We start from the raw sequence: 24311 nt of genomic DNA on the forward strand, positions 1-24311 counted from the left end.
AACTCCGTTTCGCCGGGGCGGGAGAACCGCGGCGCGATACGCCCCCTCACTGGCCTGGTACTCCGCCCGCCAGGAACGCGTATGTTCCACGGTCGATACCTTGATTCGCCGGGTTTTTCTTGCTAGACACCGCCCATGACCGATCATTCCCCGGACGCCACCGACTGGCGCATACTCGACGCCCTCCAGAGCAACGGTCGCGTCGGATACGCCGAGTTGGCCCGCATCGTCAACATGTCCCCGAGCGCCGTGACCGAGCGGGTGCGGCGGCTGGAGGAGGCCGGGGTGATCGAGGGGTACACGGCCGTCGTCAGCCCCGAGCGGCTCGGGATGCCCGTGCTCGCCTTCGTCCGGCTCCGCTACCCCAACGGGAACTACAAACCCTTCCACGACCTCCTCGACACCACACCCGAAGTGCTGGAGGCACACCACGTCACCGGGGACGACTGCTTCGTCCTCAAAGTCGCCGCGCGGTCGATGCGGCATCTGGAGGAAGTCGCGGGGCGAATCGGGGCGTTGGGGGCGGTGACGACCAGTGTCGTCTACTCGTCCCCGCTGGCGCGCCGGGCGGTCAGTCGGGGCTGACGGACGCCGTCCGCTGGCGGACGGACGAGCCCGACCGGTCCTTGACCACGCGCAGTTGGACCGGGATGCGGCGGCGCAGGTCGGGCACGTGGCTGACGATGCCGACCGTACGGTCGCGTTCGCGCAGGGAGTCGAGGACGTCCAGGACCTCGTCGAGGGTCTGCTCGTCCAGGCTGCCGAAGCCCTCGTCGATGAAGAGGGTGTCGAGGCGGGTGCCGCCCGCCTCGTCCGTGACGACGTCGGCGAGGCCGAGGGCGAGGGCCAGGGAGGCGAAGAACGTCTCGCCGCCGGAGAGCGTGGCGGTGTCGCGCTCGCGGCCCGTCCAGGCGTCGACGACGTGCAGGCCCAGGCCGGAGCGGCCGCCGCCGGCGCTGCGGGCGTCGGAGTGGACGAGGGTGTAGCGGCCGCCGGACATGCGGTGCAGGCGTACGGTCGCGGCGGCGGCGACCTGTTCGAGGCGGGCCGCGAGGACGTACGACTCCAGGCGCATCTTCCGTTCGTTGTGGACGGAGGTGCCGGCGGCGAGCGAGGCGAGCGCGGCCACGCGGTGGTACTCCGCGCGCAGTGGGGCGAGGCGGCGGGCGTCGGCGGCGGCCTCGGAGGAGAGCCGGTCGAGGGCGTCGCAGCGGCGCCGGGCCTCGGCGTCGCGGTCGGAGGCGGCGCGCAGGCGCAGTGTCGCGGCGTCGGCGGCGGACCGGGCGGACTCCGGGTCGGCGGGCGGGAGTTCGGCCGCCGAGGCGGCCGCGGGGTCGGCGAGGCCGGCCGCGACGGCCGCCTCTTCCTGGCGGCGGGCCTCCAGCCGTGTCTCCAGGGCCTGTTGGGAGGGCTCGTCCAGCAGGGCGTCGGCGGCGAGGGCGGGCGTGGCGAAACCGGCCCGGTAGGCCGCGTCGGCGAGGCGGGCGTCGGCCTCCTTCAGACGGGCGGCCGCGTCGGCGGCGGCTCCGGCCGCCCGGGCGGCGGCGGCAAGCAGGCCGGCCCGCTCCTCCAGCAGGGCCGCGCGGTGGCCGACGGACTCGGCGCCGTCCCTCGCCCGCTCCAACTCCTCGCGCAGCGACTCCTGTTCGCGTTCGAGGTTCTCGTGGCGCGAGGCGCGGGCGGCGGCGCGCAGCCGCGTCGCCTGCAAGTCGGCGCCGCGCCGCTCGTGTTCGCGCTCAGCCTCCTCCAGGGCCGCGAGCGCGGCGGGCAGGTCGGCGGCGGCCTCGCGGGCCAGGGCGACGGAACGGTGCAACTCGTCTGCGGAAGAGGCGAGTTCGGCGGTCGGAACATCCCCTGCCGCGGCCGCGGCGGCGGCGAGGGCCTCGCGCAGCGGGCGGTGGCGCCGGTCGGCCGCCTCGCGGGCGGCGTCGGCGCGCTGGTAGGCGGCCTCGGCGGCCTCCTCCGCCGCGCGGTCCACCTGGCCGGCGTCGGCCCGGGCGGGCGCGGGGTGCTCGGTGGAGCCGCACACGGCGCAGGACTCCCCGGCCCGCAGGGCGGCGGCCAGTTCGGCGGCGATGCCGCGCAGGCGGCGCTCCTTGGTGTCGAGCCAGTGCTCGCGCGCCCCGGCGGCCTCGTCGCGGGCGCGGGCCAGTTCGGCGGAAGCGGCGTCGGCCTCGCGGGCCAGTTCGTCGCGGCGGCGGGCGGCGGAAAGGCGCTCCTGGGCCGACTCGGCCCGGGTGGCGAGCTGTTCGGCGCGGGCGGCGGCCTCCTGCGCCGCCGCGACGCGGGCGCGGCGGTCATCACGCAGGGCGGGCCAGGCCGCGAGCCAGGCGGCGTCCTCGTCGAGGGCGTGCTCGTCGGCGCGGGCCTGGCGGTCCAGGGCGGTGATCTCGGCGGTGACGGCGGCGGCGCGCGCCTCGGCGCGGCGGGCGGCGGTGAGGGAGCCGAGCTCCTCGCGGTGGGCTCGTTCGAGGGACAGGAGCTGCTCGGCCCCGGCCTCGTGGTGCTCGCGGGGGAGCCGGGCGCGGGCGGCCCGTTCGGCCCCGGCGGCCGCGGCGTGGGCGCGTTCGGCCTCGGCGTGCAGCTCCAGCGCGGGGGCGACACCGGCGGCGGCCCGGGCGCGCTCCAGGCGGGCGCGCAGGGCGTCGTACTCGGCGGCGCTCGCCGCGAGTTCGACCGAACGTCGGCGGGCAGTGGCGTACTGCCCCTGGAGGCGGGCGCGTTCGGCGGCGTCGGCGGCGCGCCGGGCCGCGTCCCCGTGCCGTTCCTCGGCGGCGAGGAGCGCGGCGGCGGCGATGTCGCGGCGCTCTCGGGCGGTGGAACGGGCCAACGCGGCCCATTCCAGGACCGCTTCGGCGAGCCCGGGATCGCCGGGGGCGAGCGGGCGGGCGGCGCCCCGCTGGGCGGGGACGCCCGCCACCGCGCCCGCAGTCGGCAGCGCGGGGTCGTCCGCCGCCTGCCCCATCCGGTGCCCGAGCGCGAGCAGCCGCTCGTCGCCGGCGCGCACCCGCGTCTCGGCGGCACGGCGCAGCTGGGCGAGGCGCTCCTCGACGGCGGCGAAGCGGCCGGTGTCGAAGAGCCGGCCGAGCAGCTTGGCGCGCGCGGTGTCCTCGGCGCGCAGGAAGCGGGCGAAGTCGCCCTGCGGCAGCAGGACGACCTGGCAGAACTGCTCGCGGCTCATCCCCAGCAGCCCGCCGATCTCGTCGCCGATCTCCTGGTGGGAGCGGCTGAGCCCGTGCCAGGCGCCGTCGCGGTGCTCGCGCAGGGCGCTGTACGCCCGCTCCCGGGTGGAGCCGGTGCCGCGCCGCTTGGGGCGGAGCTGCTCGGGCCGGCGGGTGACCTCCAGGCGGCGGCCGGCGACGGTGAGGTCGAGGACGACCTCGGTCGGGGTGTCCGGCGCGGCGTGGTCGCTGCGCAGTCCGCCGCCGCTGCCCTGGCGGGCGCCGGGGACGCCGCCGTAGAGGGCGTAGCAGACGGCGTCGAGGACGGAGGTCTTGCCCGCGCCGGTGGGGCCGTGCAGCAGGAAGAGGCCGGCCGAGGACAGCGCGTCGAAGTCGATCCGCTGGGTGGCGCCGAAGGGCCCGAAGGCGGTGATCTCCAGCCGGTGGAGCCTCATCGGGCCGCCTCCTCGCGCTCGGTCCGGTCCAGGCGGACGGCGTCGAGCGCGTCGGTCAGGACGGCCCGTTCGTGCTCGTCGGGGCCGTGGCCGCCGCGGACGTGGGCGACGAAGTCCTCGGCGATCTGCCGGTCGGAGCGGCCGCGCAGCCGCTGGGCGTAGGAGGCGAGGTCGTCCTCGGGGGCGCGGTCGGGCTCGAAGACCAGGCTCAGGACGTGCGGGAAGCGGCGGGCGAGCCGGGCCATGGGGTCGTCCGGCCGGACGGAATCGGTGAGGGTGACCTCCGTCCAGGACTCCTCGTGCCGTTCGAGGGCGGGGTCCTCCAGCAGCTCGTCGAGGCGGCCGCGGAGGCGGGCGAGCGGGCGGGGCACCGGGCAGTCGACGCGCTCGCCGGTGACGGAGCCGTCGGCGCCGAGGTCGACGAGCCACATGGTCTTGCGGTGGTCGGCCTCGGAGAAGGAGTAGGCGAGCGGCGAACCGGAGTAGCGGACGCGCTCGTTGATCGTCTGGCAGCCGTGGAGGTGGCCGAGGGCGGCGTAGTCGACGCCGTCGAAGGTCTCGGGCGGGACGGCGGCGACGCCGCCGACGGTGATGTCGCGCTCGCTGTCGCTGGCGGCGCCGCCGCTGACGAAGGCGTGGGCGAGGACGACGGAGCGGGTGCCGGCGGGCCGGGCGGCGAGGTCGGCCCGGACCCGGTCCATGGCGGCCTCCAGGACGGCCGCGTGGCCGGCGGCGCGGGCGCCGAGGGTGTCCTTGACGAGCGCGGGTTCGAGGTAGGGCAGGCCGTAGAGGGCGACGTCGCCGTGCTCGTCGGCGAGGACGACGGGGGTGCCGCAGGAGGCCGGGTCGGTGCGCAGGTGTATCCCGGCCCGGTCGATGAGCCGGGCGCCGACGCCGAGGCGGCGGGCCGAGTCGTGGTTGCCGGAGATCATGACGGTGGGCACGCCGATCCCGGCGAGCCGGTGCAGGGCCTCGTCGAAGAGCTCGACGGCGGCGAGCGGCGGGACGGCCCGGTCGTAGACGTCACCGGCGACGAGCACGGCGTCCACGGAACGCTCGCGGGCGGTGCGCACGAGGTGGTCGACGAAGGCGCGCTGGGCGTCGAGGAGGCCCACCCGGTGGAAGGACCGGCCGAGGTGCCAGTCCGAGGTGTGCAGAATCCTCATGCCAGGGCTCCGACCTGCATGTTTTCCACTCCTCCACGCTCTCGGTCAGCACCGGTCCAGCACGGTACTCGATGTCAGCACCAGTCACATCGGCACCAGACAGAACGCGGTCCGTCACCGTACGCAGTGTGTCATCCGGGTCAGGCGTGAGATGGAGCGGGTGGACGATTTGGCTTGGTGGACATGTTCTGCCTGCCGGAGGAGGGGGCGGTCTCGCGGACGGCGTTGCCGATCGGGGAGTGACAGACACCGAGGAGATCGGCGAGGCCGGTCATGGCGCACAGGCCGCGTTCATGGAGGATGGCGAGCGGGACGTGTTCGCTGCTACTGATCTTCTGGCGGAAGACTCCGCCGCGGGTGCCGGGCCGGCGTGGTCCGCTTCGTCGCTGGTAGCCGGGGTGTTCGGCTTGCGCCGTCTGCCGGGGAGCGAACTGTTCGGCCGGCGCTGCCGGTCCCCGGGCCGGGGCTGCCGCCGGCGCAGGGCGGCGGCATACTCCGGGCCGAACGTGGCGCACCAGGCCCGGACCGTCTCGTAGGACACCGTGACGCCCCGCTTGTGTCGAGCTGTCTGCAGCCCCAAGTGCGGGCCGCGGCAACGGCGCTGGGATCTGCAGGCAGGTTCCTGCTGACGGCATTCCGGGGATCCAGGGTGCGGGTGCGGGCCAGAAGCAGAATCGCATCGCTTGGCGGCGGGCAGGGCGCCCGGGCCGAGCATCCGGCGCCAGGTCGCGGAGCCGGATCCGGAGAACAAGTAGTCCGGAGAGCAAGTAGTCGGTGACGTAGGCGAGGAGCATGCCGGCTCGAGGATTGCCGCGTCCGCTCGGCGCGTCGGCGGCCAGGGTCGTCAGGAGCGGGTCTGTACCGCTGTCAACGGTGGCTCTTCGTCGTCCGGTTGAGGATTGTGGAGACGGTGCGGGCTTCTGCGGCGACATCGGTGAGCGTGCCGTCGGGCCGTGGCAGGGGTGGTGTCTCGGTGTGCGGGCGGCCGCCCCGGACGGTGTCGGCGAGTGCGCGCAGGCAAGCCTCGATTCCGGCTGTCTCGTCCGGTGCCGGGTGCGGGGCCCCGTGCCGGGCCTGGACCCCCGCCGCGGTGATCAGGTCTGTCATGCGTTCGAGAGAGGTGGCCAGAGGCTGCCAGGCGGCGGCCCGGGTGCTCACGGGCGGCGGTTCGGCCAGGGCCTGCTGGAGGCTTGTCCGGAACGCGGAAAGGCGATGGCCGGTCGCGCGCAGCCGCACCGATCGCCGGGTGCGGTCCGTGCCGAAGGCTGCCGCGAGGTGGTCGGCCACGGCCTCCGCCGTGTCCGCGAGCCGCGCCTCGGCCCTGGTACGTCGGTCACCGGGCCAGAGCGCGTACCCCAGGACCAGGGCGATGGCGCAGCCGATCAGGCTGTCCAGCAGCCGGAAGCCCGCCAGTTGCGGGCCCATCGGGCGGGGTGTCTCCAGTTCCAGCAGCAGCAGGAGGACCGGGGTCAGGGTCATGGTCTGGAGCAGGTAGCCGCGGGGGGAAGCGATCGCGAGGGCGGCGGCGAGCAGGGCCAGGACCAGCGCGTCCCAGCCGCCCTGGGGAACCACGACGAGCAGTACCGCCGCCACGGCGGCCCCGGCGAAGGTGCCGAGGGCACGCAGCAGGGCGCGGACGAAAACGGAGCCCATATCGGGTTTCACGACGAAGGCGACGGTGAGCGGGATCCAGTAGGAGCGCGGTACGCCGATCACGGAAACCAGCGCCTGCGCGCAGCCGATGCACAGCGCCAGACGTATGCCGTACCGCCACGAAGCCGGGTCGGCGAATGCCCTGCGCACGGCGTCGGCCGCCCGGCCCGCCGGGAGGGCGGAATCCCCGGTCCCGCCCGGGCGGGCGGCCGGGGCGTCGGCCAGCGCGGCGGTCGCCCGGTGCAGTGCGGCCCGCAGCGCACGCTCTTCGGGTGTGCCGGGCCGGAGTCCGGGCAGGCGCACCCGGCCGCGTCCGGTCCCGACGGCATCGGCGAGCGCGCCGATGGCCTCGGTGGTCCCGGCCGGTGGCGGGGTCCTGCCCCGGTGCAACGCGGTTGCGCTCTCGGCGAGGGCGTCGGCCGCGTCGAGCAGGGCGAGCAGCCGTGCCTGCTCCGGCCGCCGCCCGTAATGCCGCGACCGGCAGAGCAGCAGGACGTCATGGGCGTGTGCGAGGGCCGACATCACTGCCGTCCGTGCCGCCGCCCAGCCGGCCGACCCGGCCAGGGGCAAGGACGTGGCGATGGCCCGGTAGACCTCGGCAACGGCCACGCGCTCGGCGCGGCCACGGCGCACCGGCCAGGCAGCCATCGTGAACAGCAAGGTCAGCAGGCCGCCGAGCAGGAACAGCGCGGGCGGCTGCCACCAGGGGCCCGGCATGGGCAGACCGGCACCCATCACCGACGACACCAGTGCCGTCATCCCCGTCATGGAGGACACCGCTCCGATCGTGCTGATCAGGCCGGCCGGCAACCCGATCGCGCACAGCACGCCGACGGTCACCCAGCCGTGGTCGTGGACCCGGCCGCCGAGCAGCAGGCCGAGGGCGTTGGCCAGTTGCGGGCACACGATGTTGACGGCCCGCCTCCGGTAGGTCTCCGCGGCGGGGACGGCCGAGCTCATCATCGCCCCGGTCGACACCATCGCCGCCTCGGCGGTGCGGCCCATGGCGAGGCCGGCCGCGACCGGGCCGGCGATGACGACGACAGCCCGTCCCGCGGCCGCCCACGGCACCGGCGCTCGCCGCGGCCGAACCGCCCGCACCAGCCACTCGGGCACCACGGAACGGTTCACGTCACCGTGAACCGGCCGCGCGAGGGCGGACGCCGTCGATGTCGACGAGGAGATGGCGGGGGCCGCGTGGGCTCGGGTTCGAGCGGTAGGGGGGCGGGTCGGTGACGAGCCGGGGGTTCTCCAGCCGACGGGCGAGTTCGGTGAGGGCGATGCGTCCTTCGGGGCGGGCCAGCGGGGCGCCGAAGCAGTAGTGGATGCCGCCGCCGAAGCCCAGGTGTTCGTTGGGCGCCCGGTCGGGGTCGAAGCGGTCGGGGTCCTCGACGAAGCCGGGGTCGCGGCTGCCGGAGGCCAGCACGAGAACGACGGTCGAGCCCCGGGGAATCGTGGTGCCCGCGATCTCGATGTCGTCGAGGGCGATGCGGTTGGCCAGCATCTGTGACACCGGGTCGTGGCGTACGAGTTCCTCGATCACCCGGGCGGGCAGGCCGGGTTCGTCGCCGCGGCGCAGCCGTTCGAGGACGTCGGGGTGGCGGAGGAGGGTGAGCATGCCGTTGGCGATGAGGTTGGTGGTCGTCTCGTGTCCGGCGACGAGGAGGAGGACCGCGTTGCTGAGCAGTTCCTCGCGCGACATCGGGGGGTCGGGGGCACCGCCGGCGAGGAGCCCGGACAGCAGGTCGTCGCCCGGCCGGCCGCGGCGGGCGTCGAGGAGTTGGCCGAAGTAGTCACCGAGTTCGGCGACGGACACGTCGCGTCGGCGCTCCCGTTCCGCGAGCGGTCCGGTGGACGGGTCGGCGCCCCTGATGATCTCGGTGGAGAGGTCCCGGAACCGGGGCTCGTCCTCGCGGGGTACGCCCAGCAGTCGGCAGATCACCGTGACCGGGACCGCGTACGCGAAGTCGTCGACGATGTCGATGCGCGAGGCACCCGACGGGTGCGCACCCGCCAGATCGTCGATCTCGCTCGTCACGGCCGCGAGTACTCCGGGAATCATGCCGTCGATCCGGCCGGGGCAGTGGGGCGGCCCGAAGCTCCAGGTCAACAGGCGGCGGACACGGTCGTGCTCGGGCGGGTCGAGCCCGATGAGATTGGCCGGCAGCCTGGCCGGGGCCTCCGCGGGCGCCCCGGCCGACGGCGCGTCGTTCTCTGCCGGGAGGTTGCGCAGGTCCGAGCTGATCCGCGGATCGTGGAGCAGGGAGACGATCTCCCGGTAGGTGCTCACAGCATAGGTCCCGTCCTCCACCCGCGCCACGGGCGTCTTCCGCAGCTCGGCGAAGAGCGGGTACGGGTCGTGCCGGTTGGAGGCGTCGAGGATCTGCTGCCAGAGGCTGCTCGGGGTCATGTGGGCCTCTCCCTCAACTCCCCCCTCAGGGGTTCCCTCTCCTCGGCTCCGGATCGGAAGTCATGGACTCGGAGGCGATGGATTCGGAGGTCACGGATAGGGCCTGCCGGCCTTCGCGGCCCGCCGTTCGCCGGGCCGGTGGCCGGTGACCACGACGGTCGCGTGCGGGCCGGGCCTGTCCGGGATCCCGGCCGCCACCGGGCGGGCCTCGTCGGGGCGGCCGACGGCACGGGACGGGGGCGGGAACGGCGCCGCCCGGTCGATCAACTCCTTGTAGAAGTCGAGCCATTTGGAGTGGTCGAAGGCGACGGCCGCGGTGATCCGCCCCCGGTAGCCGTAGACGGCCACGAAGCGGCGTTCGGCCAGGGACCCTTGGGCGACGACGACCTGGTCGGCGTAGGTCGGCACGCCGACGGACTTGATCTCGGTGCCGAACTGGGTGGACCAGAACTCCGGCAACGCCAGGTGCGGCCAGCGGTCGTTCTGGGGGCTGAGCATGTTGTGCGCGGCGATCTCCGCCATGGCGACCGCGTTGCCCCAGTGCTCCAGGGCGAGGTGCTGGTAATCGTAGACCGGGTGCGGGAAGCGGGCCACGTCGCCCGCGACGAACACGTCGTCGGTGACGACGCCGTTGACATCGACGGCACGGCACCCCGCGTCGCACGCCACTCCCCAGACCCCTGCCGCCAGCCCCGAGCCCTCCAGCCACTCCACGTTGCGGATGCTGCCCAGCGCCGCGACCGCCACATCGACGTCCAGGACGCCGCCGTCGGACAGCCGCGCCCGCCGCAGCCGCCCGTTCCCGTCGCCTTCCAGCGCCTCCACCTGGAGGCCGCACCGCAGATCGACCCCGTTCTCGCGCTGCATCCGCGCCGCGACGCCGCCGACGACCGTGCCCAGCGCCCCGGACAGCGGGGTCGCGCCGTGGTCGACGACGGTGACCGGTACGCCCAACGCACGGCACGCCGAGGCGACTTCGCAACCCGTGAACCCGGCGCCGATGACCAGCACCCTGCCGGGACCCGCCGCCAGCCGGTACCGCAGCCCCGCCGCGTCGTCCGGGGTGCGCAGCACGAACACGCCGTCGAGCGCGGCCTGTTCCTCGTCCGGCCAAGGGCGGGACCGCACCCCGGTGGCGATCAGCAGCCGGTCGAAGGGCACCCGCCCGCCGTCGGCCAGCAGTACCTGCCTGCCACCGAGGTCGAGGCCCGTGGCCGCGACGCCCAGCCGCCATTCGGCCTCGAACTCCTCGCGGCGGGGCAGCGCCGTACCGTCCGGCGAGCCCTGGCCCAGGAGAACCTGCTTGGACAACGGCGGCCGGTCGTATGGGAGATACGGCTCGTCGCCGATCACGGTCAGCGAGCCGGTGAACCCCTCCCGGTGCAGCGTGAGCCCGGCTCGCAGCCCGGCCAGGGACGCGCCGACGATCACGACGCGCCCGGTGCGCCGGAAGCCTTCCCCGGAACCCGCGGGACGCGGGTGCCGGGCGGCCGCACCGTCGACGGCGATGGCCTGCACCGGACAGGCCGCGGCCGCCCGCAGCACCTTCTCCCGCTGCGCGTCGTCCGGACCGGGGTCGTACAGCAGCGCCTCGTCCCCGTCCATGATGAACACGTCAGGAGCCGCGAACGCGCACTGCGCGTACCCCTGGCACCGCGTGAGATCCACAACGATCCGCATGCGCACGCCCCTTCCCCAACCTGCGCCACCCCCGCCATGCCCGTACCTTCAGTGGAGCACGGCGGAAAACGCGCCGCACCTCGCGGGGAAGGAGCCTGCTCATGACGGCACCGGACAGGATCGCCCTCGTCACGGGGGCCAACCGGGGCGTGGGACGCGCCACGGCGCTGCGGCTCGCCGAGGACGGCACGGACGTGATCATCACCTACCGCTCCCACCCGGACGAGGCGGACGCCGTCGTCGACGCCGTGGCCGGGCTGGGACGCACCGCATTCGCCCTCCCCCTCGATCTCAGCGATCTTTCCGCCTTCGGTACCTTCACCGGTGACGTGCGCCGGGTGCTCCGGGACGGCTGGGAGCGCGACACATTCGACTTTCTGGTCAACAACGCCGGGGTCGGCGCCCGTGCTCCGTTCGCGGAGACGACCGTGGAGGACTTCGACCAGCTGATGAACGTCAATTTCCGGGGGGTGTACTTCCTCACCCAGAAGCTGCTGCCCCTGATCGCGGATGGCGGCCGCATCATCAACGTGTCCTCCGGCCTGACCCGCACCATCGTCGGCGACACCTCGGCGTACGCGTCGGTCAAGGGCGCGGTCGAGATCCTGACCCGTTGCCTGGCCAAGGAGCTGGGGCCACGCGGCATCACGGCCAACACGGTGGCGCCCGGCGCGGTGGCCACCGACCTGGGCGGGGGCCGCTTCCGCGACGACGCGGCGGAGCGCGCCCGGGTGGTCGCGCAGACCGCGCTGGGCCGGGTCGGCCGGCCGGAGGACATCGGCGGCGTCATCGCCTCCCTGCTGTCCGAGCACACCGGCTGGATCAACGCCCAGACCATCGAGGCGTCCGGTGGCACGCCGATGTAGGCGGGAGATGCACCCGCAGGCAGCCTCGTTCATGGGGCTGGTCGGCTACTTGGGGTCGAAGAACGGCGGGCCGAAATACATGATGTCCGTTCCTGGGTCAGGGGTGTACGGACGCCAAGTGGCCAGTCCCTCCCCGTTGGGGGAGCCCGTGGCGGTGAACGCGGTGAGCGCGCCGCCGAAGGCCTGGGCCAGGGCGTGGTCGTGCCCGTCGACGCCGCCGAGCATGGGGGCGTCGGGGTAGGCGTCGAAGGTGCCGAAGAGGAAGGGCAGATCGGCGCAGTGGCAGGCGCCGAGGTCGTGCGGGTCGTCGGGTGGGCGGCGGGTGAAGCGGTAGAGGTACGCCGGGGTGCCCTGGGCGGCACGGTGGGCGGCGGTCCCGGCGGCCGGAGCGGCGAAGGACTCGTCGGTGAGCAGGTCGGCGAGGAGCCGGACCGGGGCGGCGCCGGGGCGGCGGGCAGCGTACCGGCCGTAGTCCTCCGCGCGGGCCGTGAAGAGGGTCTGGACGTCGTCCCGGGTGAGCGTCCGGACGGCCGGGTCGAACGCGCAGAACGCCGTCATCTCGTCCTCCGTCGTACCGAGCAGCACGTCCTTGTCCCCCAGAGCGCCGTCGGCGATGGCCTGGAGCGGGGGCCGGGGCATGCCCGGGCCGCCGAGCACCGGGTACATCGGCGGTGCGGTTCCGCCGGGCCGGGCGCGTTCGGCGGCCAGTTGCCCGTACGCGGCGAGCAGGCGCTCGACCGGCAGTCCGCGCAGCGCCTCCGGGCGGGTGACGCCCAGGAAGCGCAGGTAGGCGGCGGCGCAGTCGTCGGCCTCGGCCACCTCCTGCGCTCCGATGTTTCCCGGGCCGCTCTGGGCGATCATCCGGCGTACCAGATCGCGGGTCTCCGGGGCGAGGGCTGTCGCGGAGTGCGCGCCGGCCGACTGTCCGCCGACCGTCACGGCGTCGTGGTCGCCGCCGAACGCCACGATGTTCTCCCGTACCCAGCGCAGGACGGCGATCTGGTCCCGGACGCCCGGGTTGACCGCGCCGATCTCGGGGAGATGGAGGTAACCGAGCGGGCCCAGGCGGTAGTTGGCGGTGATCACGACGATGCCGCCGAGCGCGGCGAGGCGGGCTCCGTCGTACCAGTCCCAGCCGCTGGAGCCGCTGCTGAACCCGCCTCCGTGCCACCACACCAGCACCGGACGCGGCTCCGCTCCCGGCGGCAGCGTCTCCGCGGGTGTCCAGACGTTGAGGGTCAGGCAGCCGTCCTCGTTCCAGTCGGGCACCCGCGGCCCCATGACCGCCTCCAGTCTGGATGCGGGCTGGGGCACCGAGGGGCCGGGAGCGGTCGCGTCCCGTACACCGCTCCAGCCCGGATGCGGGCGGGGCGCGGCGAACCGCAGGGCGCCCACCGGCGATGCCGCGTACGGAATGCCACGGAAGGCCACCACCGTCCCCTCGGCCACCCCGCCGACCCTGCCCCGCGAGGTGGCCACCACCGGCCATTGGACATCCACCATGAGTCCACGCCCTCCGTGCGGCCTGCGACACCCCTGCCTGGCCGACGGGCCGTCCGGCTGATGGGCGCCGGGAGCCGGGAGCCGTGCGGGACCCTCCGCGGCCCTGGGCTCCTTCTCCACTCCTAGCCGTTCTCGGGCGATCGCGCGGGCGGTGCTGCTCCGTCCGGGGGCTCTCGGGACGCGACCGGCTGTTCCCCGAGGCGGGGGCCGGCAGGGCGCCGCACTGGAACCCGCCGCCGAATTCCAGCACTTCACGCCGGAGCCGTTCCTACCTTCCGGGCCTCCCGGATCGTGGAACCGGAGGAGGGTGGGGAAGATGTTTCCCGCTGTCCCGTTCCGATCCCTGCGAAAGGACCTGTGCGACATGCCAGTGCGCACGACGCGCGACGGCGTCGAGATCTTCTACCGGGACTGGGGGCAGGGGCGGCCTGTCGTGTTCCTCCACGGGTGGCCGCTCAACGGCGATGCCTGGCAGGACCAGCTCAAGGCGGTCGCGGATGCCGGTTACCGCGGCATCGCGCACGACCGGCGCGGCCACGGGCGGTCCACCCCGGTGTACGACGGGTACGACTTCGACACCTTCGCCGACGACCTCGACGACCTCCTCACCCAGCTGGACCTGCGCGACGTCACTCTTGTGTCGCATTCCATGGGCGGCGGAGAGCTCGCCCGGTACATCGGCCGGCACGGCACCGGGCGGATCCGGTCCGCCGTCCTGCTCTCGACGATCACTCCGTACCTGCTGCAGGGGCCCGGCAACCCCGAGGGCGTACCGCAGTCCGAGTTCGACGGAGTCAAGGCCGGCCTCCTCACGGAGCGGTCGCAGTGCTGGAAGGACATGACCGAGCTGTACTTCTCCGCCAACCGGCCCGGCAACAAGGTCACTCGGGGCCTCGAGGACGCCTTCTGGTACATGGCGATGGCGATGACCGTCGAGGGCGGCATCGCCTGCGTGGACGCGTTCAGCACGACCGACTTCCACGACGGCCTCGGGAAGTTCGACATCCCGACCCTCGTGGTCCACGGCGGCGACGACCAGGCAGCCCCGATCGAAGCGACCGGACGCAAGTCCGCCGCCCTCATCCCCGGCGCCGAACTGAAGGTCTACGAGGGCGGCAGCCACGGCCTCGCCCTCGTCCCCGGCCACAAGGAGAAGTTCAACCAGGACCTCTTGGCCTTCCTCGAGAAGTGATCAGGACTCCCGTGGGGCGCGGCGCGTCGAATCGCGGCGCCCCGCCGGCGACGCCGCGTACGGAATGCCGCCATTGGCCCCTTCGGCCGCCCCACCGACCTTGCCCCGCGCCGTGGCCACCGCCGCTGCACGTCCGAACTGAGGAGCCACGAAGTGTCCGGACAGGGACCCCATAGGGTTGTCCTGTACGGTCAACGACCCGCCACCGAACAGGCCGGGCACCGGCCTTCGCCGGCAGCTCCCTGCGCAGACCCTTTTCGCGCCCGCCCCGGACGGTGGTGTCCGACCGGCCCGTCACACCTCCCCGTACGCCTCTCCGCCCAGCTCGAAGCCCGCCGTCCCGGCCGTCGCGTCGGCCAGCCAGGCGCGGAATTCCTCGACCTCCGCGTCGGGCAGGCCGACCTCGATCCGCACCCCCGCCCCGTATGTCACCTCGCGCACCGACCGCCCCGTCGCCCGGAGTTCGTTCTCCAGCTTGCCGGCGCGCTGGTGGTCGACGGTGACGGTGGCCAGCCGGTAGCGGCGCCGGGTGATCGTGCCCAGGGTGTCGAGCGCCTCGCCGACCACTCCCCCGTAGGCGCGGATCAGCCCGCCCGCGCCGAGCTTGATCCCGCCGAAGTAGCGGGTCACGACGGCGACCGTGTAGCGCACCTCGCGGCGCACCAGCATCTGGAGCATCGGCACTCCGGCGGTGCCGCCGGGCTCGCCGTCGTCGCTGGCCCGCTGCACCGAGCCGTCGGCGCCGAGGACGTAGGCCCAGCAGTTGTGCCGGGCGGTGGGGTGCTCCGCGCGGATGCGGGCGACGAACGCCTGGGCCTCCTCCTCCGTCGCGACGGGCGCCAGCGCGCAGATGAAGCGCGACCTGCTGATCTCGATCTCGTGGACGCCTTCGCGGGCGACGGTGCGGTACTCGTCGTGCATCCCGTCACCCTACGTTGACCGGCGGGAATCCCGGAGCGGGGCCGCCCGTTGAGCGGGCATGTACGCGGAACCGGGGACCATCAGACCGGGGACCATCAGGAAGATCATCGGCGGTGGTCGGTCTCTCGTCCAACCGGCGGCGCGCGGCGTACGACGTCGCGGCATGGCTGCAGGGGCGGGGCAAGCGCGTCGTGCCGGTGCACCCGAGAGCGGAGACGGTCCACGGCGAGCGGGGGTACGCCTCGCTCTCCGCGATCCCGTTCCCCGTCGACGTCGTGGACGTCTTCGTCCGCTCCGAGCTCGCCGGGGCGGTCGCGGACGAGGCGGTGGCGATCGGCGCGAAGGCGGTCTGGTTCCAGCTGGGCGTGGTGGACGAGGCGGCGTACGACCGGACGCGCGCGGCGGGGCTGACGATGGTCATGGACCGCTGCCCCATGATCGAGGCACCCCGGCTTCCCCTCCTCGCCGGGCGGGGCTAGCGTCGGACCATGATCACGACACGTGCCGCCGGCCCCGAGGACGCGGCGGAGATAGTGCGCCTGCGCCGGCTGATGTTCGCCGCCATGGACGGGCGGGACTCCCCCGGCGCCTGGGAGCGCACGGCCGAGGAGCTCGTGGCGCGGCGGCTGGGGGCCGGGCTCGGCGCGTTCGTCGTGGACGGCGAGGGGGACGCTCCGCACCTAGCCGCGTGCGCGGTGGGCACGGTCGAGCAGCGGCTGCCCGCGCCCGGGCATCCCACGGGGCGGTTCGGCTTCGTCTTCACCGTGAGCACGGATCCCCGGTACCGGGGGCGGGGGTTCGCCCGTGCGACGACCGAGGCGCTGCTGGAGTGGTTCGCGGCGTCCGGCGTCACGCGCGTCGACCTGCACGCGACGCCGGACGCCGAACGCCTCTACCGGAGCATGGGGTTCGCCGAGCACTCGACGGCGCTCTCGCTCGACCTGTCCGGGAGAGCCGGGTCCGGGACGGTCAGGCGGCCAGCCCTTCCAGCACCGTGACGCCGGGGAGTCCGGCCAGGGCCCGGCCCGGGACGATGAGCTTGCCGCGCCGGCTGCCGCTGCCGATGAGGACGTACTCGGTGGCGGCGACGGCGGCGTCGACCAGCAGCGGCCAGTCGCCGGGCAGGCCGATGGGGGTGATGCCGCCGTACTCCATGCCCGTCGACTCCAGCGCGGTCTCCATGGGCGCGAACGAGACCTTGCGCGCCCCGAGTTGGCGCCGGACGGCGCCGTTGATGTCGACGCGGGTGTGGCCGAGGGCGACGCAGGCGGCGAGGGTGGTCACGCCGGCCCGCTTGGCCCCGACGACCACGCAGTTGGCGGACTGCTCCAGCAGCCAGGCACCGTAGTTCTCCACCAGCACGGCGGTGTCGGCCACTTCGGGGGCGGTGTCGACGTGCAGCACCTGCTCGGCGGGAACGGAGCCGCGCCAGGCGCGGACGGCCTCGGCGACGGGCGGCACCAGCAGGTCCAGGCGCTCCGGCGCGGGCCGTGCGTCGTCGAAGGCGTCCATGGGGGTCCGTGGTTGGGTGATCATGATCATCAACCTAGCCGACAGTGCTCAGCGGGCGAGCGGAACCGAGACGACCATCGTCATCTCCACCGGCTCCGCGCCGTCGTTGCGGTAGCCGTGGGACAGCCCGGCGTCGAAGGTCGCCGCGCCGCCCGCGGGCACGGTGTACTCCTGACCGTCCACGAGCAGGGTGAGCGTGCCGGCGGTCACACGCACGATCTCGACGGTGCCGGGCGGGTGCGGGTCGGAGGCGCTGCTGTCGCCGGGGGCGATCCGCCACTCCCACAGCTCCAGCGGCCCCGGGGCCTCGGCGCCGACGAGGAGCAGGTTGTGGCTGCCGGCCTCGGTGGACCACATCCGTACCGCTTGTCCCTCGGGGACGAGACGGACGGGCTCGGTCCGCTCCTGGTCGAGGAGCGTGGTGATGCTGATGCCCAGGGCGTCGGCGAGCTTGACCGTGGTGCCGACGCTGGGGTTCGTCCGGGCCTGCTCGATCTGGATGATCATGCCGCGGCTGACGCCGGAGCGGGCCGCGAGGGCGTCGAGCGTGAAGTTCCGCTCGGCGCGCCAGTACTTGAGGTTACGGGCGAGCGACTGGGTGAGCCGGTCGAGATCCGTCACGTTCCATCCAAGATCTAGGTCGATGATATAGGTCGATCCGGTGCAGTGTATTGAACTATGGTGTGGGCCTCCCCACCATTCACCACACTGTACTGCGAGGTTCATCCCATGACACCGGTCTTCGCCCTGGCCACCAGCCTCCTGTGGGGGCTGGCCGACTTCGGCGGCGGGCTGCTCACCCGGCGCATGCCGGCCCTGACGGTGGTGCTCGTCTCCCAGCTGCTGGCCGTGGCGACGCTCGGCGCGGTCGTGGTCGCCACGGGCGGCTGGACCGAGCTGGGCCCGCAGCTGTGGTACGCGGTGGCCGCCGGCGTCGTGGGCCCGGCGGCGATGCTCGCCTTCTACCGGGCGCTCGCGCTCGGCCCGATGGGCGTGGTCGCACCGGTCGGGGCGCTCGGCGGGGTGCTCGTCCCGATCGGCGTGGGCATCGTGCTCGGCGAGCGCCCGGGCCTCGTCCAGTTCGCGGGCATCGCGGTCGCCGTGGCCGGTGTCGTCCTGGCGAGCGGCCCGGGCGGCGGTGGCGCCGTCGGGCGCGAGTCGCTGCTGCTCACCCTCGGCGCGGCGGCCGGCTTCGGCACGGTGATGGTGCTGATCGCCGAGGCTTCGCACAACCTCACCGGGCTGTTCCTGGCCCTGTTCGTCCAGCGGCTGTGCAACGTGCTCGTGGGCGGCGGCGCGCTGTTCGTCTCCGCGCGCCGGGGGGCCGCGGTGCTGCCCGGGGGCGGCCTCGCCGAGGTCCGCGCGGCGCTGCCGGCGCTGGCGTTCGTCGGCCTCGCGGACGTCGCCGCGAACGGGACGTACAGCCTGGCCGCGCACCACGGCCCGGTCACGGTCGCGGCCGTGCTCGCCTCCCTCTACCCGGTGGTGACGGCGCTGACCGCGCGCGGGGTGCTCGACGAGAAGCTGCGCGCGGTGCAGGCGTCGGGGGCCGGGCTGGCGCTGGTCGGCACGGTGCTGCTCGCGTCGGCCTGATCCCGGGGACGGCCGTCCCCGTACGGAGCAGTACCGGGCAGTACCGCCCGCACCGCCGGCCGAGGAGGCGTAGGAAGGGGAGGGAAGGGGCCCGCGGGAGAGGAACGGTCGGGATGCAGGTCGTGGTGGATCTCAACCGGTGCCAGGGATACGCCCAGTGCGCCTTCCTGGCCCCTCGGGTGTTCGAACTGCACGGCGACGAGGCCCTGATGTACACCCCGGCCGTCCCGGACGACCAGCGCGAGCAGGTGCTGCGGGCCGCGACGGCCTGCCCCGTGCAGGCCATCCTCGTCGGGGAGCCCGCCGGCCCCGAGCGGTCCGGTCCCGAACGATCCGGTCCCGAGCGGTCCGGTCCCAGGCGATCCGGCCCCAGGCGATCCGACCCCGAGTGATCCGTACCAAGGAGCCCCGCCCATGCCCCCGGAGACCCTCTTCCGCCGGATCGCCGACCCCGCCAACCGCGCCGACCCGTACCCGCTCTACGCCGAACTGCGCGAGAACGGGGTGACCCGGCAGGAGGACGGCAGGTACCTGGTGGGCACCTACCACGAGATCGAAGCGCTGCTGCACGACCCGAGGATCAGCTCGGACGTGCGCAACCGCGCCGAACCCGATCCGGACCTCGCCCCGGCCGAGGGGCTGCCGCCGGCCTTCCTCGGGATCGACGACCCCGAGCACGACCGGCAACGCCGCCTGACCATGCGCCAGTTCGGCCCGCCCCACTCCCCCGGCCGCATCGACGCCCTCCGCGACGACATGACCCGCATCGCGGAGGAACTCGCGGACGGGCTCCGCGGCAGGGAACGCTTCGACCTCGTCGAGGACTTCGCCTTCCCGCTCCCCATCACCGTCATCTGCGACCTGTTCGGCGTGCCGGAGGCCGACCGCCACCAGGTGCACGTCTGGGCGGACACCGTCATCGCGAACCTGGACTTCACGCCCGGGGAGGACCCCGGCCCGCGCCGCCGCGCCGCCCTGGAGGCCCGCCGGGCCATGGGCCTCTACCTGGGCGAGCTCGCCTCGCAACGGCAGGGGCACCGGGGCGGCGACATGCTCACCGGCCTCGTCAACGACGACGGCCCGGACGGCCGCCTCACCGACGTGGAACTGATGGTCACCACGGTCCTGTTGCTCATCGCCGGGCACGAGACCACCGTCAACCTCATCACCAACGGCATGCTCACCCTCCTGCGCCACCCCGGGGAACTGGAGCGGCTGCGCACCCGCCCGGACCTGATGCCGTCCGCCGTGGAGGAACTGCTGCGCTACGAGCCCCCGGTGCACCTGCTGCCCCAGCGCACCCCGCTCGCCGACGTCGACGTCGGTGGCGTCACCGTCCCCAAGGGCGCTCCCCTGGTCCTGGTCCTCGCCTCCGGCAACCGCGACCCCCTGCGCTTCCCCGACCCCGACCGCTTCGACCCCACCCGCGAGGACAACGTCCACTTCGGCTTCGGCGGCGGCGTCCACGCCTGCTTCGGCGCACCGCTGGCCCGCCTGGAGACCCAGATCGCGCTCACCACGCTGCTCCGCACGCTCGACGGCCCCCGCCTGCTGGAGGACCCGCCCCCGTACCGCACGAGCCCCGTCCTGCGCGGCCCCCGCCACCTGCCGCTCGCGCAGGGCTAGTGTCCCGATTTCGAGATCCGGCATCGCCGATTGCATGATCGTCGCCCCACTGACCAGGCAGTTGGTGCTGGACGCGCCTCACGTGGCGACCACGAACCCGAATCCGGCTCACTGCTTCCGCAGCGGCGGCGCCCACCCCTCCTTCTCGTCCCAGCGCCGTACGGCCTTGGCGGGCACCCCCGCCACCACCGTGTGGTCCGGCACCTCCCCCCGCACGACCGCCCCGGCCGCCACCACCACGTTGCGCCCCAGCCGCGCCCCGGGCAGGATCACCGCCCCCGCGCCCAGCCAGCTGCCGGAGCCGATCGAGACCGGCGAACTGCGCGGCCACTGGCGGCCTATGGGCTGGTGCGGGTCCTCGTAGGAGTGGTTGTCGCTGGTGATGTAGACGTAGGGGCCGCAGAAGACGTCGTCGCCGATGGTGACCTCCCGCGTGGCGATCACATGGCTGCCGCGGCCGAGGACGACGCCGTTGCCCAGCCGCAGCACGGGGCCGGGCCCGAGGTCGTGCCCGGGCATCATCCCGGCGGTGAGCGTGACCTGCTCGCCGATGACGCAGTGCTCGCCGAGCTCGATCCACTCCTCGCCGAACACCGTGCCCAGCGGGAAGGCGAGGCGGGTGTGCGCGCCGATCCGGCCGAAGCGGTACGGCCCGGGCCGCTCCGCGGTCACCGAACCGGCGCCCTGGATCCACCGCCAGCCGCGGTGCACGGCGCGCGAGACGGCACGGCGCCGCCAGGCCGCGAGGGCCCCGACGGCGCCGGACGGGAACGTGTTTCGGTACTTCGGCACCCGCTCACCGTAAACGGCGGTGCCCGGAGCGCCCCGGGCCGGGTGCTGTGATCTTTCCCCCAGGGCAGCGAAGGGACGACAACGGATCAGCCGGCCGTGACGCGCCGGCGGCGCCGGCGGATCAGGAAGGCTCCGCCGGCCAGGGCCAGCGCGGCGCTCGGCCCGCCCACGAGCAGGGGTGCCGAGGAGTGCGAGGACCGCGCCGGGGTGTCGGTCCGGAAACCGCTGGAGTATCCCTCCGTGTCGTACTTCGAGCCCGGCTGTTTGTCGGCGTAACGGTCCCTGACCAGCTTCTGGTAGTCCGCCAGGGACACCGAGGACTTGCCGCCGAGCCCTTCCCGTGCGGCGTCGTTGAGCGGTTCGACGGTGGTCAGCTTGAGCTGGTAGAAGCCGCGGATCTGCGGCTCGGAGAACACCGTCGTCGTCGCGTCGCCCTTGCCGGCGTAGGCGGCGTCGGTGTCGCCCTCGCGGACGGCGGCCAGGTGCCAGCCGGTCGTGTCGGTCGGGGCGAGCATGACGGTGGCGGTGCGCCCGCCGGTGACGGCCACCCCGGCCACCGCGTAGCTGAGCTTGATCGCTTCCGTCACGATGGGCTGCGCCGTCCCGGCGACGAACCCCGGTGTGATCTCGTTCAGCACCACGGGATCCTTGATGGTGAAGGACGGCAGGCCCTCGCACGGATCGGCCTTGTCGGGGAGCTCCACCGGAGCACCCGTCGAGCCGGAGGGAGGCGGCGCGCTCAGGAAGCGGCAGACGGCCTCGCGGGTGGCGGTCGACTTCAACACGTCGAGGGCCGCCTGAAGGTTGGGCAGGTCGGCCGGGCCCTTGGCCGCGGAGGCCGGTACGGCCGCGGAGAGCAGCGCGGACGCGCCGAGGGCCAGGGTGACGGCCAGGCGGGAGAAGCGAGCGGTCCGTTGCGTGGTGAACGTTCGCGTGGTGGGCGTTCGCATGGTGGACGTTCTTTGGTCGCGCATGTCGCCTGCCTTAGCCGGAGATGCCGATGCGGGAGTGGGTCCACTTGAACGAGCTGTTGCTCACGTAGTCGTTGTAGTTCCACCACGTGTACGTGGCGGTGTCCGGCCACGGGTCGCCCACGCCGATGGTGTTGTCCGACGTGTCGTAGCCGTAGATCACGTTCATGTGGCCGCCGCCGGAGGTCCAGCCGATGCGCGCCCCGAGGGGCTTGGCGGCGTCGACGTCCGTGTGCACCTCGGCGAAGGTCGCCGCGCGGGACAGGCCCGTGCCGGTGTGGGCCATGCCCAGGTCGCCCCAGGCATTGGCCATGTCGCCGAGGGTCGCGGGCTGGTTGTCACAGCTCAGGTTGGGGTTGTGTTTGTGCGCCCGGTCGCAGAAATCGGTCTGGGTCGTGCCGTAGCCCTGGTACTTGGCGATGGTCAGCCCGGAGGCGTCCCAGCACCACTGCGACTTCTCCTGTTTTTCCATGGTGATGTCGTTGTAGGCGCCTTCCGCATGTGCTGTACCGGCGGCCGCCGTGAGGGCTCCGGAAACAGCCAGTGTCAGGGCCGATGCGATCGTCGCGAACGTGAATCTGCCCATGGTCCTGCCTTCCCGTGACGGGGGCGATGAGCGGGTGTCCGGATCATCCGGTCGCCCGCGCTGGACAGTGATATGACACCGCAGGGCCCGTCCGGCATATACAGATCTTGCAGGAATTACCCTGGATGGAGCCTTGTTCCTATGAATGCCCTTTCCGGAAACGCCAGTTGCCGGGAATTGCCGGTGTTTTCCACGGTGCTGCCGGGGCGTTCCCGAAAAGGGCCGGGACGATCTCGTCGACGAAGCGCCCTCATCGGCGAAGTCGCCGATGCCGCAACGGCGTTCAGCCGCCGAACGACTCCCGGTGGGTCTTCGCGAGCTCCACGTACACCGCGGCGTTGGCGCGGATGTGCTCGCGCTCCTCCGCGGTCAGTTCGCGGCGGACCTTGGCCGGGACGCCCGCCACCAGGGAGTTGGGCGGGACCTCCATGCCCTGCGGCACCAGCGCCTGGGCCGCGACGAGCGAACCGGCGCCGATCCGGGCGCCGTTGAGGACGGTGGCACCCATGCCGACGAGGACGTCGTCCTCGACGGTGCAGCCGTGCAGGACGGCGTTGTGGCCGACGGTGACCCGCTCGCCGACGGTGACGGGGAAGCCGGGGTCCACGTGGACGGTGCAGTTGTCCTGGATGTTGCTGTCGGCGCCGATGGTGATCGGGCCACCGTCGCCGCGCAGGACGGCGTGGTACCAGACGCCGGTGCCGACGGCGAGGGTGACGTCGCCGAGGACGACGGAGGTGGGTGCGGTGAAGGCGCCCGGGTCGACCGACGGCTCCTTGCCGCCCACGCCCGCGATCAACGCCCGTTCCGTCATGGTCTGCTCCTCGTCGCCGCCGCGGCCCCCGTCACGGGCACCGTAGGCGACGACGGCAGCGAGCGGCCCGGCGTGCGTCGAAGATCACACGCCGGGCCGCGGGCACTACTCGGCGACGGCCGGCTCGGGCTGCTCGGCGCCCTCGGCCGGGGCGTTCTTCTGGGCCTTCTTGGCCTTGATCCGCATGACGACGAAGGAGCCGATGCCGATGGCCACGGCGGCGACCAGGCCGAGGTAGGAGAACTGGTGCAGCCACTTCTCGGCGACCTTGCCGACCGAGTAGATGACGGCCACGGTGCCGCCGGCCCAGACGATGCCGCCGAGCACGTTGGCGATGAGGAACTTCCAGTACGGCATCTTCAGGACACCGGCCAGCGGGCCGGCGAAGATGCGCAGCAGCGCGATGAAGCGGCCGAAGAAGACGGCCCACATGCCCCACTTGGTGAAGGACCGCTCGGCGGTGGCCACGTGGTGGGGGCCGAAGTGCTTGGGGAACTTCCGGCCGAGCCAGGCCAGCAGCGGCTTGCCGCCCTTGCGGCCGATCAGATAGCCGATGGAGTCGCCGATGATCGCGCCCGCGATGGCGCAGGCCCCCAGGACATACGGATTGATGTGGTCCTGGCTCGCGGCCATCAGCGTGGCGCTGACGAGGACGATCTCACCGGGAAGCGGGATGCCCAGGCTCTCCAGTCCGATGACCCCGCCCACCAACAGGTAGACGGCGACCGCCGGCACCGATTCGAGCCACTCCTGAACGTGCAACGCCGGTTCCTCCCCGGTTGACGACCTGATACCCGGCGTGCGCCGTGGGGCGCACGCCGGGAAGCCTACTTGAGGTAGGACTCGCCCCGGCCCCGTCCGGTTGAGCTCGAACGCCTATTTGTTACGAACGGTTACGTGCCGGGCCCGGCGGTCCCGTTCCGGCGGCCGCGGCTCAGCTGTTGGGGCGCAGCGTCCAGACGATGGTCATGTCGCCGGTCTCGGCGCCGTCCTCACGGGTGATCGAAACGCGCACCGGGAACTCCGGGCGCCCGCCGGCGTCCAGCTCGGCGACCACGTCGGAGGCCGGGCGGCCGAGGGTGGCGGTGGCGGTGACGGGACCCATGGCGAGCTTCTTGTAGCCGATCTCGGCCCGTACGGCGAGCGGCACGGCGCGGGAGAGCTGGTCGCCGAAGGCGGCGAGGACGATCGCGCCGCTGGCGGACTCGGCGAGGGTGAACATCGCGCCGGCGTGCGGGCCGCCGACGTGGTTGTGGAAGTCGGGCTGGTCGGGCATGTGGAGCTCGGCCCGCTCGGCGGTGATCTCGCCGAACTTGAGGTCGAGGGTGCGCACCATGGGAACGGTGGCCGCGAGCATGTCGCCGATCGAGGGCTGGGTCTCAGACATGCCATGTGAAGTTACCAGTCGGT

The 24311-nt window shown here is 73.4% G+C and carries 23 protein-coding genes and 1 pseudogene; 8 read left to right on the plus strand and 16 right to left on the minus strand.

Annotated elements, in window-relative coordinates; genetic code table 11:
- Nucleotides 1-135 precede the first annotated feature (135 nt).
- The gene (locus tag I5Q34_RS27890; protein WP_199895202.1) at nucleotides 136-585 is read left to right on the plus strand and encodes an Lrp/AsnC family transcriptional regulator; all 450 of its coding nucleotides are present in this window, start codon (nucleotides 136-138) and stop codon (nucleotides 583-585) included.
- Here the strand turns inward: I5Q34_RS27890 and I5Q34_RS27895 are convergent.
- The 6 genes and pseudogenes from I5Q34_RS27895 to I5Q34_RS27920 all read right to left on the minus strand — a co-directional run bounded on the left by I5Q34_RS27895 (nucleotide 572) and on the right by I5Q34_RS27920 (nucleotide 10525).
- Nucleotides 572-3616, minus strand: a complete 3045-nt coding sequence (locus I5Q34_RS27895) for an AAA family ATPase (RefSeq protein ID WP_199895203.1) — start codon at nucleotides 3614-3616, stop codon at nucleotides 572-574. The genes I5Q34_RS27890 and I5Q34_RS27895 overlap by 14 nt on opposite strands.
- Nucleotides 3613-4782, minus strand: a complete 1170-nt coding sequence (locus I5Q34_RS27900; protein ID WP_199895204.1) for an exonuclease SbcCD subunit D — start codon at nucleotides 4780-4782, stop codon at nucleotides 3613-3615. The genes I5Q34_RS27895 and I5Q34_RS27900 overlap by 4 nt, the downstream gene beginning before the upstream one ends.
- A gap of 448 nt (nucleotides 4783-5230) precedes the next feature.
- Nucleotides 5231-5338 (minus strand): annotated as a pseudogene (locus I5Q34_RS35135) (IS6 family transposase); the annotation flags it as partial.
- Between the two features lie 311 nt (nucleotides 5339-5649).
- Nucleotides 5650-7566, minus strand: coding sequence for an FUSC family protein (locus I5Q34_RS27910; RefSeq protein WP_199895206.1), 1917 nt, complete (start codon nucleotides 7564-7566; stop codon nucleotides 5650-5652).
- A gap of 1 nt (nucleotide 7567) precedes the next feature.
- Nucleotides 7568-8845, minus strand: a complete 1278-nt coding sequence (locus tag I5Q34_RS27915) for a cytochrome P450 (protein ID WP_199895207.1) — start codon at nucleotides 8843-8845, stop codon at nucleotides 7568-7570.
- A gap of 90 nt (nucleotides 8846-8935) precedes the next feature.
- The gene (locus I5Q34_RS27920; RefSeq protein WP_234429627.1) at nucleotides 8936-10525 is read right to left on the minus strand and encodes an FAD-dependent oxidoreductase; all 1590 of its coding nucleotides are present in this window, start codon (nucleotides 10523-10525) and stop codon (nucleotides 8936-8938) included.
- 101 nt (nucleotides 10526-10626) lie between these two features.
- Here I5Q34_RS27920 and I5Q34_RS27925 point away from each other — a divergent pair, with 101 nt between their 5' ends.
- Nucleotides 10627-11391, plus strand: coding sequence for an SDR family NAD(P)-dependent oxidoreductase (locus I5Q34_RS27925; RefSeq protein WP_199895208.1), 765 nt, complete (start codon nucleotides 10627-10629; stop codon nucleotides 11389-11391).
- A 45-nt stretch (nucleotides 11392-11436) separates the two neighbouring features.
- On the opposite strand, the gene I5Q34_RS27930 is transcribed toward I5Q34_RS27925, so the two are convergent.
- On the minus strand, nucleotides 11437-12894 hold the full coding sequence (locus I5Q34_RS27930; RefSeq protein ID WP_199895209.1) for a carboxylesterase/lipase family protein: 1458 nt from the start codon (nucleotides 12892-12894) through the stop codon (nucleotides 11437-11439).
- 364 nt (nucleotides 12895-13258) lie between these two features.
- Here I5Q34_RS27930 and I5Q34_RS27935 point away from each other — a divergent pair, with 364 nt between their 5' ends.
- Nucleotides 13259-14086 carry an alpha/beta fold hydrolase gene (locus I5Q34_RS27935; RefSeq protein WP_199895210.1) on the plus strand — a complete coding sequence of 276 codons (828 nt, stop codon included), beginning with the start codon at nucleotides 13259-13261 and terminating at the stop codon, nucleotides 14084-14086.
- A gap of 294 nt (nucleotides 14087-14380) precedes the next feature.
- On the opposite strand, the gene I5Q34_RS27940 is transcribed toward I5Q34_RS27935, so the two are convergent.
- Nucleotides 14381-15007 (minus strand): YigZ family protein, encoded by a 627-nt coding sequence (locus I5Q34_RS27940; RefSeq protein ID WP_199895211.1) that lies wholly within the window; start codon nucleotides 15005-15007, stop codon nucleotides 14381-14383.
- Nucleotides 15008-15120: 113 nt separating this feature from the next.
- Between I5Q34_RS27940 and I5Q34_RS27945 the strand changes: the two genes are divergently transcribed.
- Nucleotides 15121-15486 (plus strand): CoA-binding protein, encoded by a 366-nt coding sequence (locus I5Q34_RS27945; RefSeq protein ID WP_374193065.1) that lies wholly within the window; start codon nucleotides 15121-15123, stop codon nucleotides 15484-15486.
- Between the two features lie 9 nt (nucleotides 15487-15495).
- The gene (locus I5Q34_RS27950; RefSeq protein ID WP_199895213.1) at nucleotides 15496-16005 is read left to right on the plus strand and encodes a GNAT family N-acetyltransferase; all 510 of its coding nucleotides are present in this window, start codon (nucleotides 15496-15498) and stop codon (nucleotides 16003-16005) included.
- On the opposite strand, the gene I5Q34_RS27955 is transcribed toward I5Q34_RS27950, so the two are convergent.
- Nucleotides 15977-16519 carry a YbaK/EbsC family protein gene (locus I5Q34_RS27955; RefSeq protein ID WP_199895249.1) on the minus strand — a complete coding sequence of 181 codons (543 nt, stop codon included), beginning with the start codon at nucleotides 16517-16519 and terminating at the stop codon, nucleotides 15977-15979. The genes I5Q34_RS27950 and I5Q34_RS27955 overlap by 29 nt on opposite strands.
- 48 nt (nucleotides 16520-16567) lie before the next feature.
- On the minus strand, nucleotides 16568-17140 hold the full coding sequence (locus I5Q34_RS27960; RefSeq protein WP_199895214.1) for an XRE family transcriptional regulator: 573 nt from the start codon (nucleotides 17138-17140) through the stop codon (nucleotides 16568-16570).
- 108 nt (nucleotides 17141-17248) lie between these two features.
- Here I5Q34_RS27960 and I5Q34_RS27965 point away from each other — a divergent pair, with 108 nt between their 5' ends.
- The 3 genes from I5Q34_RS27965 (at nucleotide 17249) to I5Q34_RS27975 (ending at nucleotide 19738) form a co-directional block, all read left to right on the plus strand.
- The gene (locus I5Q34_RS27965) at nucleotides 17249-18112 is read left to right on the plus strand and encodes an EamA family transporter (protein WP_199895215.1); all 864 of its coding nucleotides are present in this window, start codon (nucleotides 17249-17251) and stop codon (nucleotides 18110-18112) included.
- Nucleotides 18113-18225: 113 nt separating this feature from the next.
- Nucleotides 18226-18504, plus strand: coding sequence for a ferredoxin (locus I5Q34_RS27970; RefSeq protein ID WP_199895216.1), 279 nt, complete (start codon nucleotides 18226-18228; stop codon nucleotides 18502-18504).
- 22 nt (nucleotides 18505-18526) lie between these two features.
- Nucleotides 18527-19738 (plus strand): cytochrome P450, encoded by a 1212-nt coding sequence (locus I5Q34_RS27975; RefSeq protein ID WP_199895217.1) that lies wholly within the window; start codon nucleotides 18527-18529, stop codon nucleotides 19736-19738.
- A 108-nt stretch (nucleotides 19739-19846) separates the two neighbouring features.
- Here I5Q34_RS27975 and I5Q34_RS27980 read toward each other — a convergent pair whose 3' ends face one another.
- The 6 genes from I5Q34_RS27980 to I5Q34_RS28005 form a co-directional block, all read right to left on the minus strand.
- On the minus strand, nucleotides 19847-20530 hold the full coding sequence (locus I5Q34_RS27980; RefSeq protein WP_199895218.1) for a DapH/DapD/GlmU-related protein: 684 nt from the start codon (nucleotides 20528-20530) through the stop codon (nucleotides 19847-19849).
- Nucleotides 20531-20616: 86 nt separating this feature from the next.
- Nucleotides 20617-21480 (minus strand): hypothetical protein, encoded by an 864-nt coding sequence (locus I5Q34_RS27985; RefSeq protein ID WP_199895219.1) that lies wholly within the window; start codon nucleotides 21478-21480, stop codon nucleotides 20617-20619.
- A gap of 34 nt (nucleotides 21481-21514) precedes the next feature.
- Nucleotides 21515-22087, minus strand: coding sequence for a papain-like cysteine protease family protein (locus I5Q34_RS27990; RefSeq protein WP_199895220.1), 573 nt, complete (start codon nucleotides 22085-22087; stop codon nucleotides 21515-21517).
- Nucleotides 22088-22370: 283 nt separating this feature from the next.
- Complete coding sequence (locus tag I5Q34_RS27995) at nucleotides 22371-22901, minus strand: gamma carbonic anhydrase family protein (RefSeq protein ID WP_199895221.1); 531 nt, start codon at nucleotides 22899-22901, stop codon at nucleotides 22371-22373.
- A 105-nt stretch (nucleotides 22902-23006) separates the two neighbouring features.
- Nucleotides 23007-23663 (minus strand): DedA family protein, encoded by a 657-nt coding sequence (locus tag I5Q34_RS28000; RefSeq protein ID WP_199895222.1) that lies wholly within the window; start codon nucleotides 23661-23663, stop codon nucleotides 23007-23009.
- Nucleotides 23664-23835: 172 nt separating this feature from the next.
- Nucleotides 23836-24288 carry a DUF4442 domain-containing protein gene (locus I5Q34_RS28005; protein WP_199895223.1) on the minus strand — a complete coding sequence of 151 codons (453 nt, stop codon included), beginning with the start codon at nucleotides 24286-24288 and terminating at the stop codon, nucleotides 23836-23838.
- Nucleotides 24289-24311 lie beyond the last annotated feature (23 nt).

It is taken from the genome of Streptomyces sp. AV19 (assembly GCF_015999245.1).
Taxonomy (GTDB): domain Bacteria; phylum Actinomycetota; class Actinomycetes; order Streptomycetales; family Streptomycetaceae; genus Streptomyces.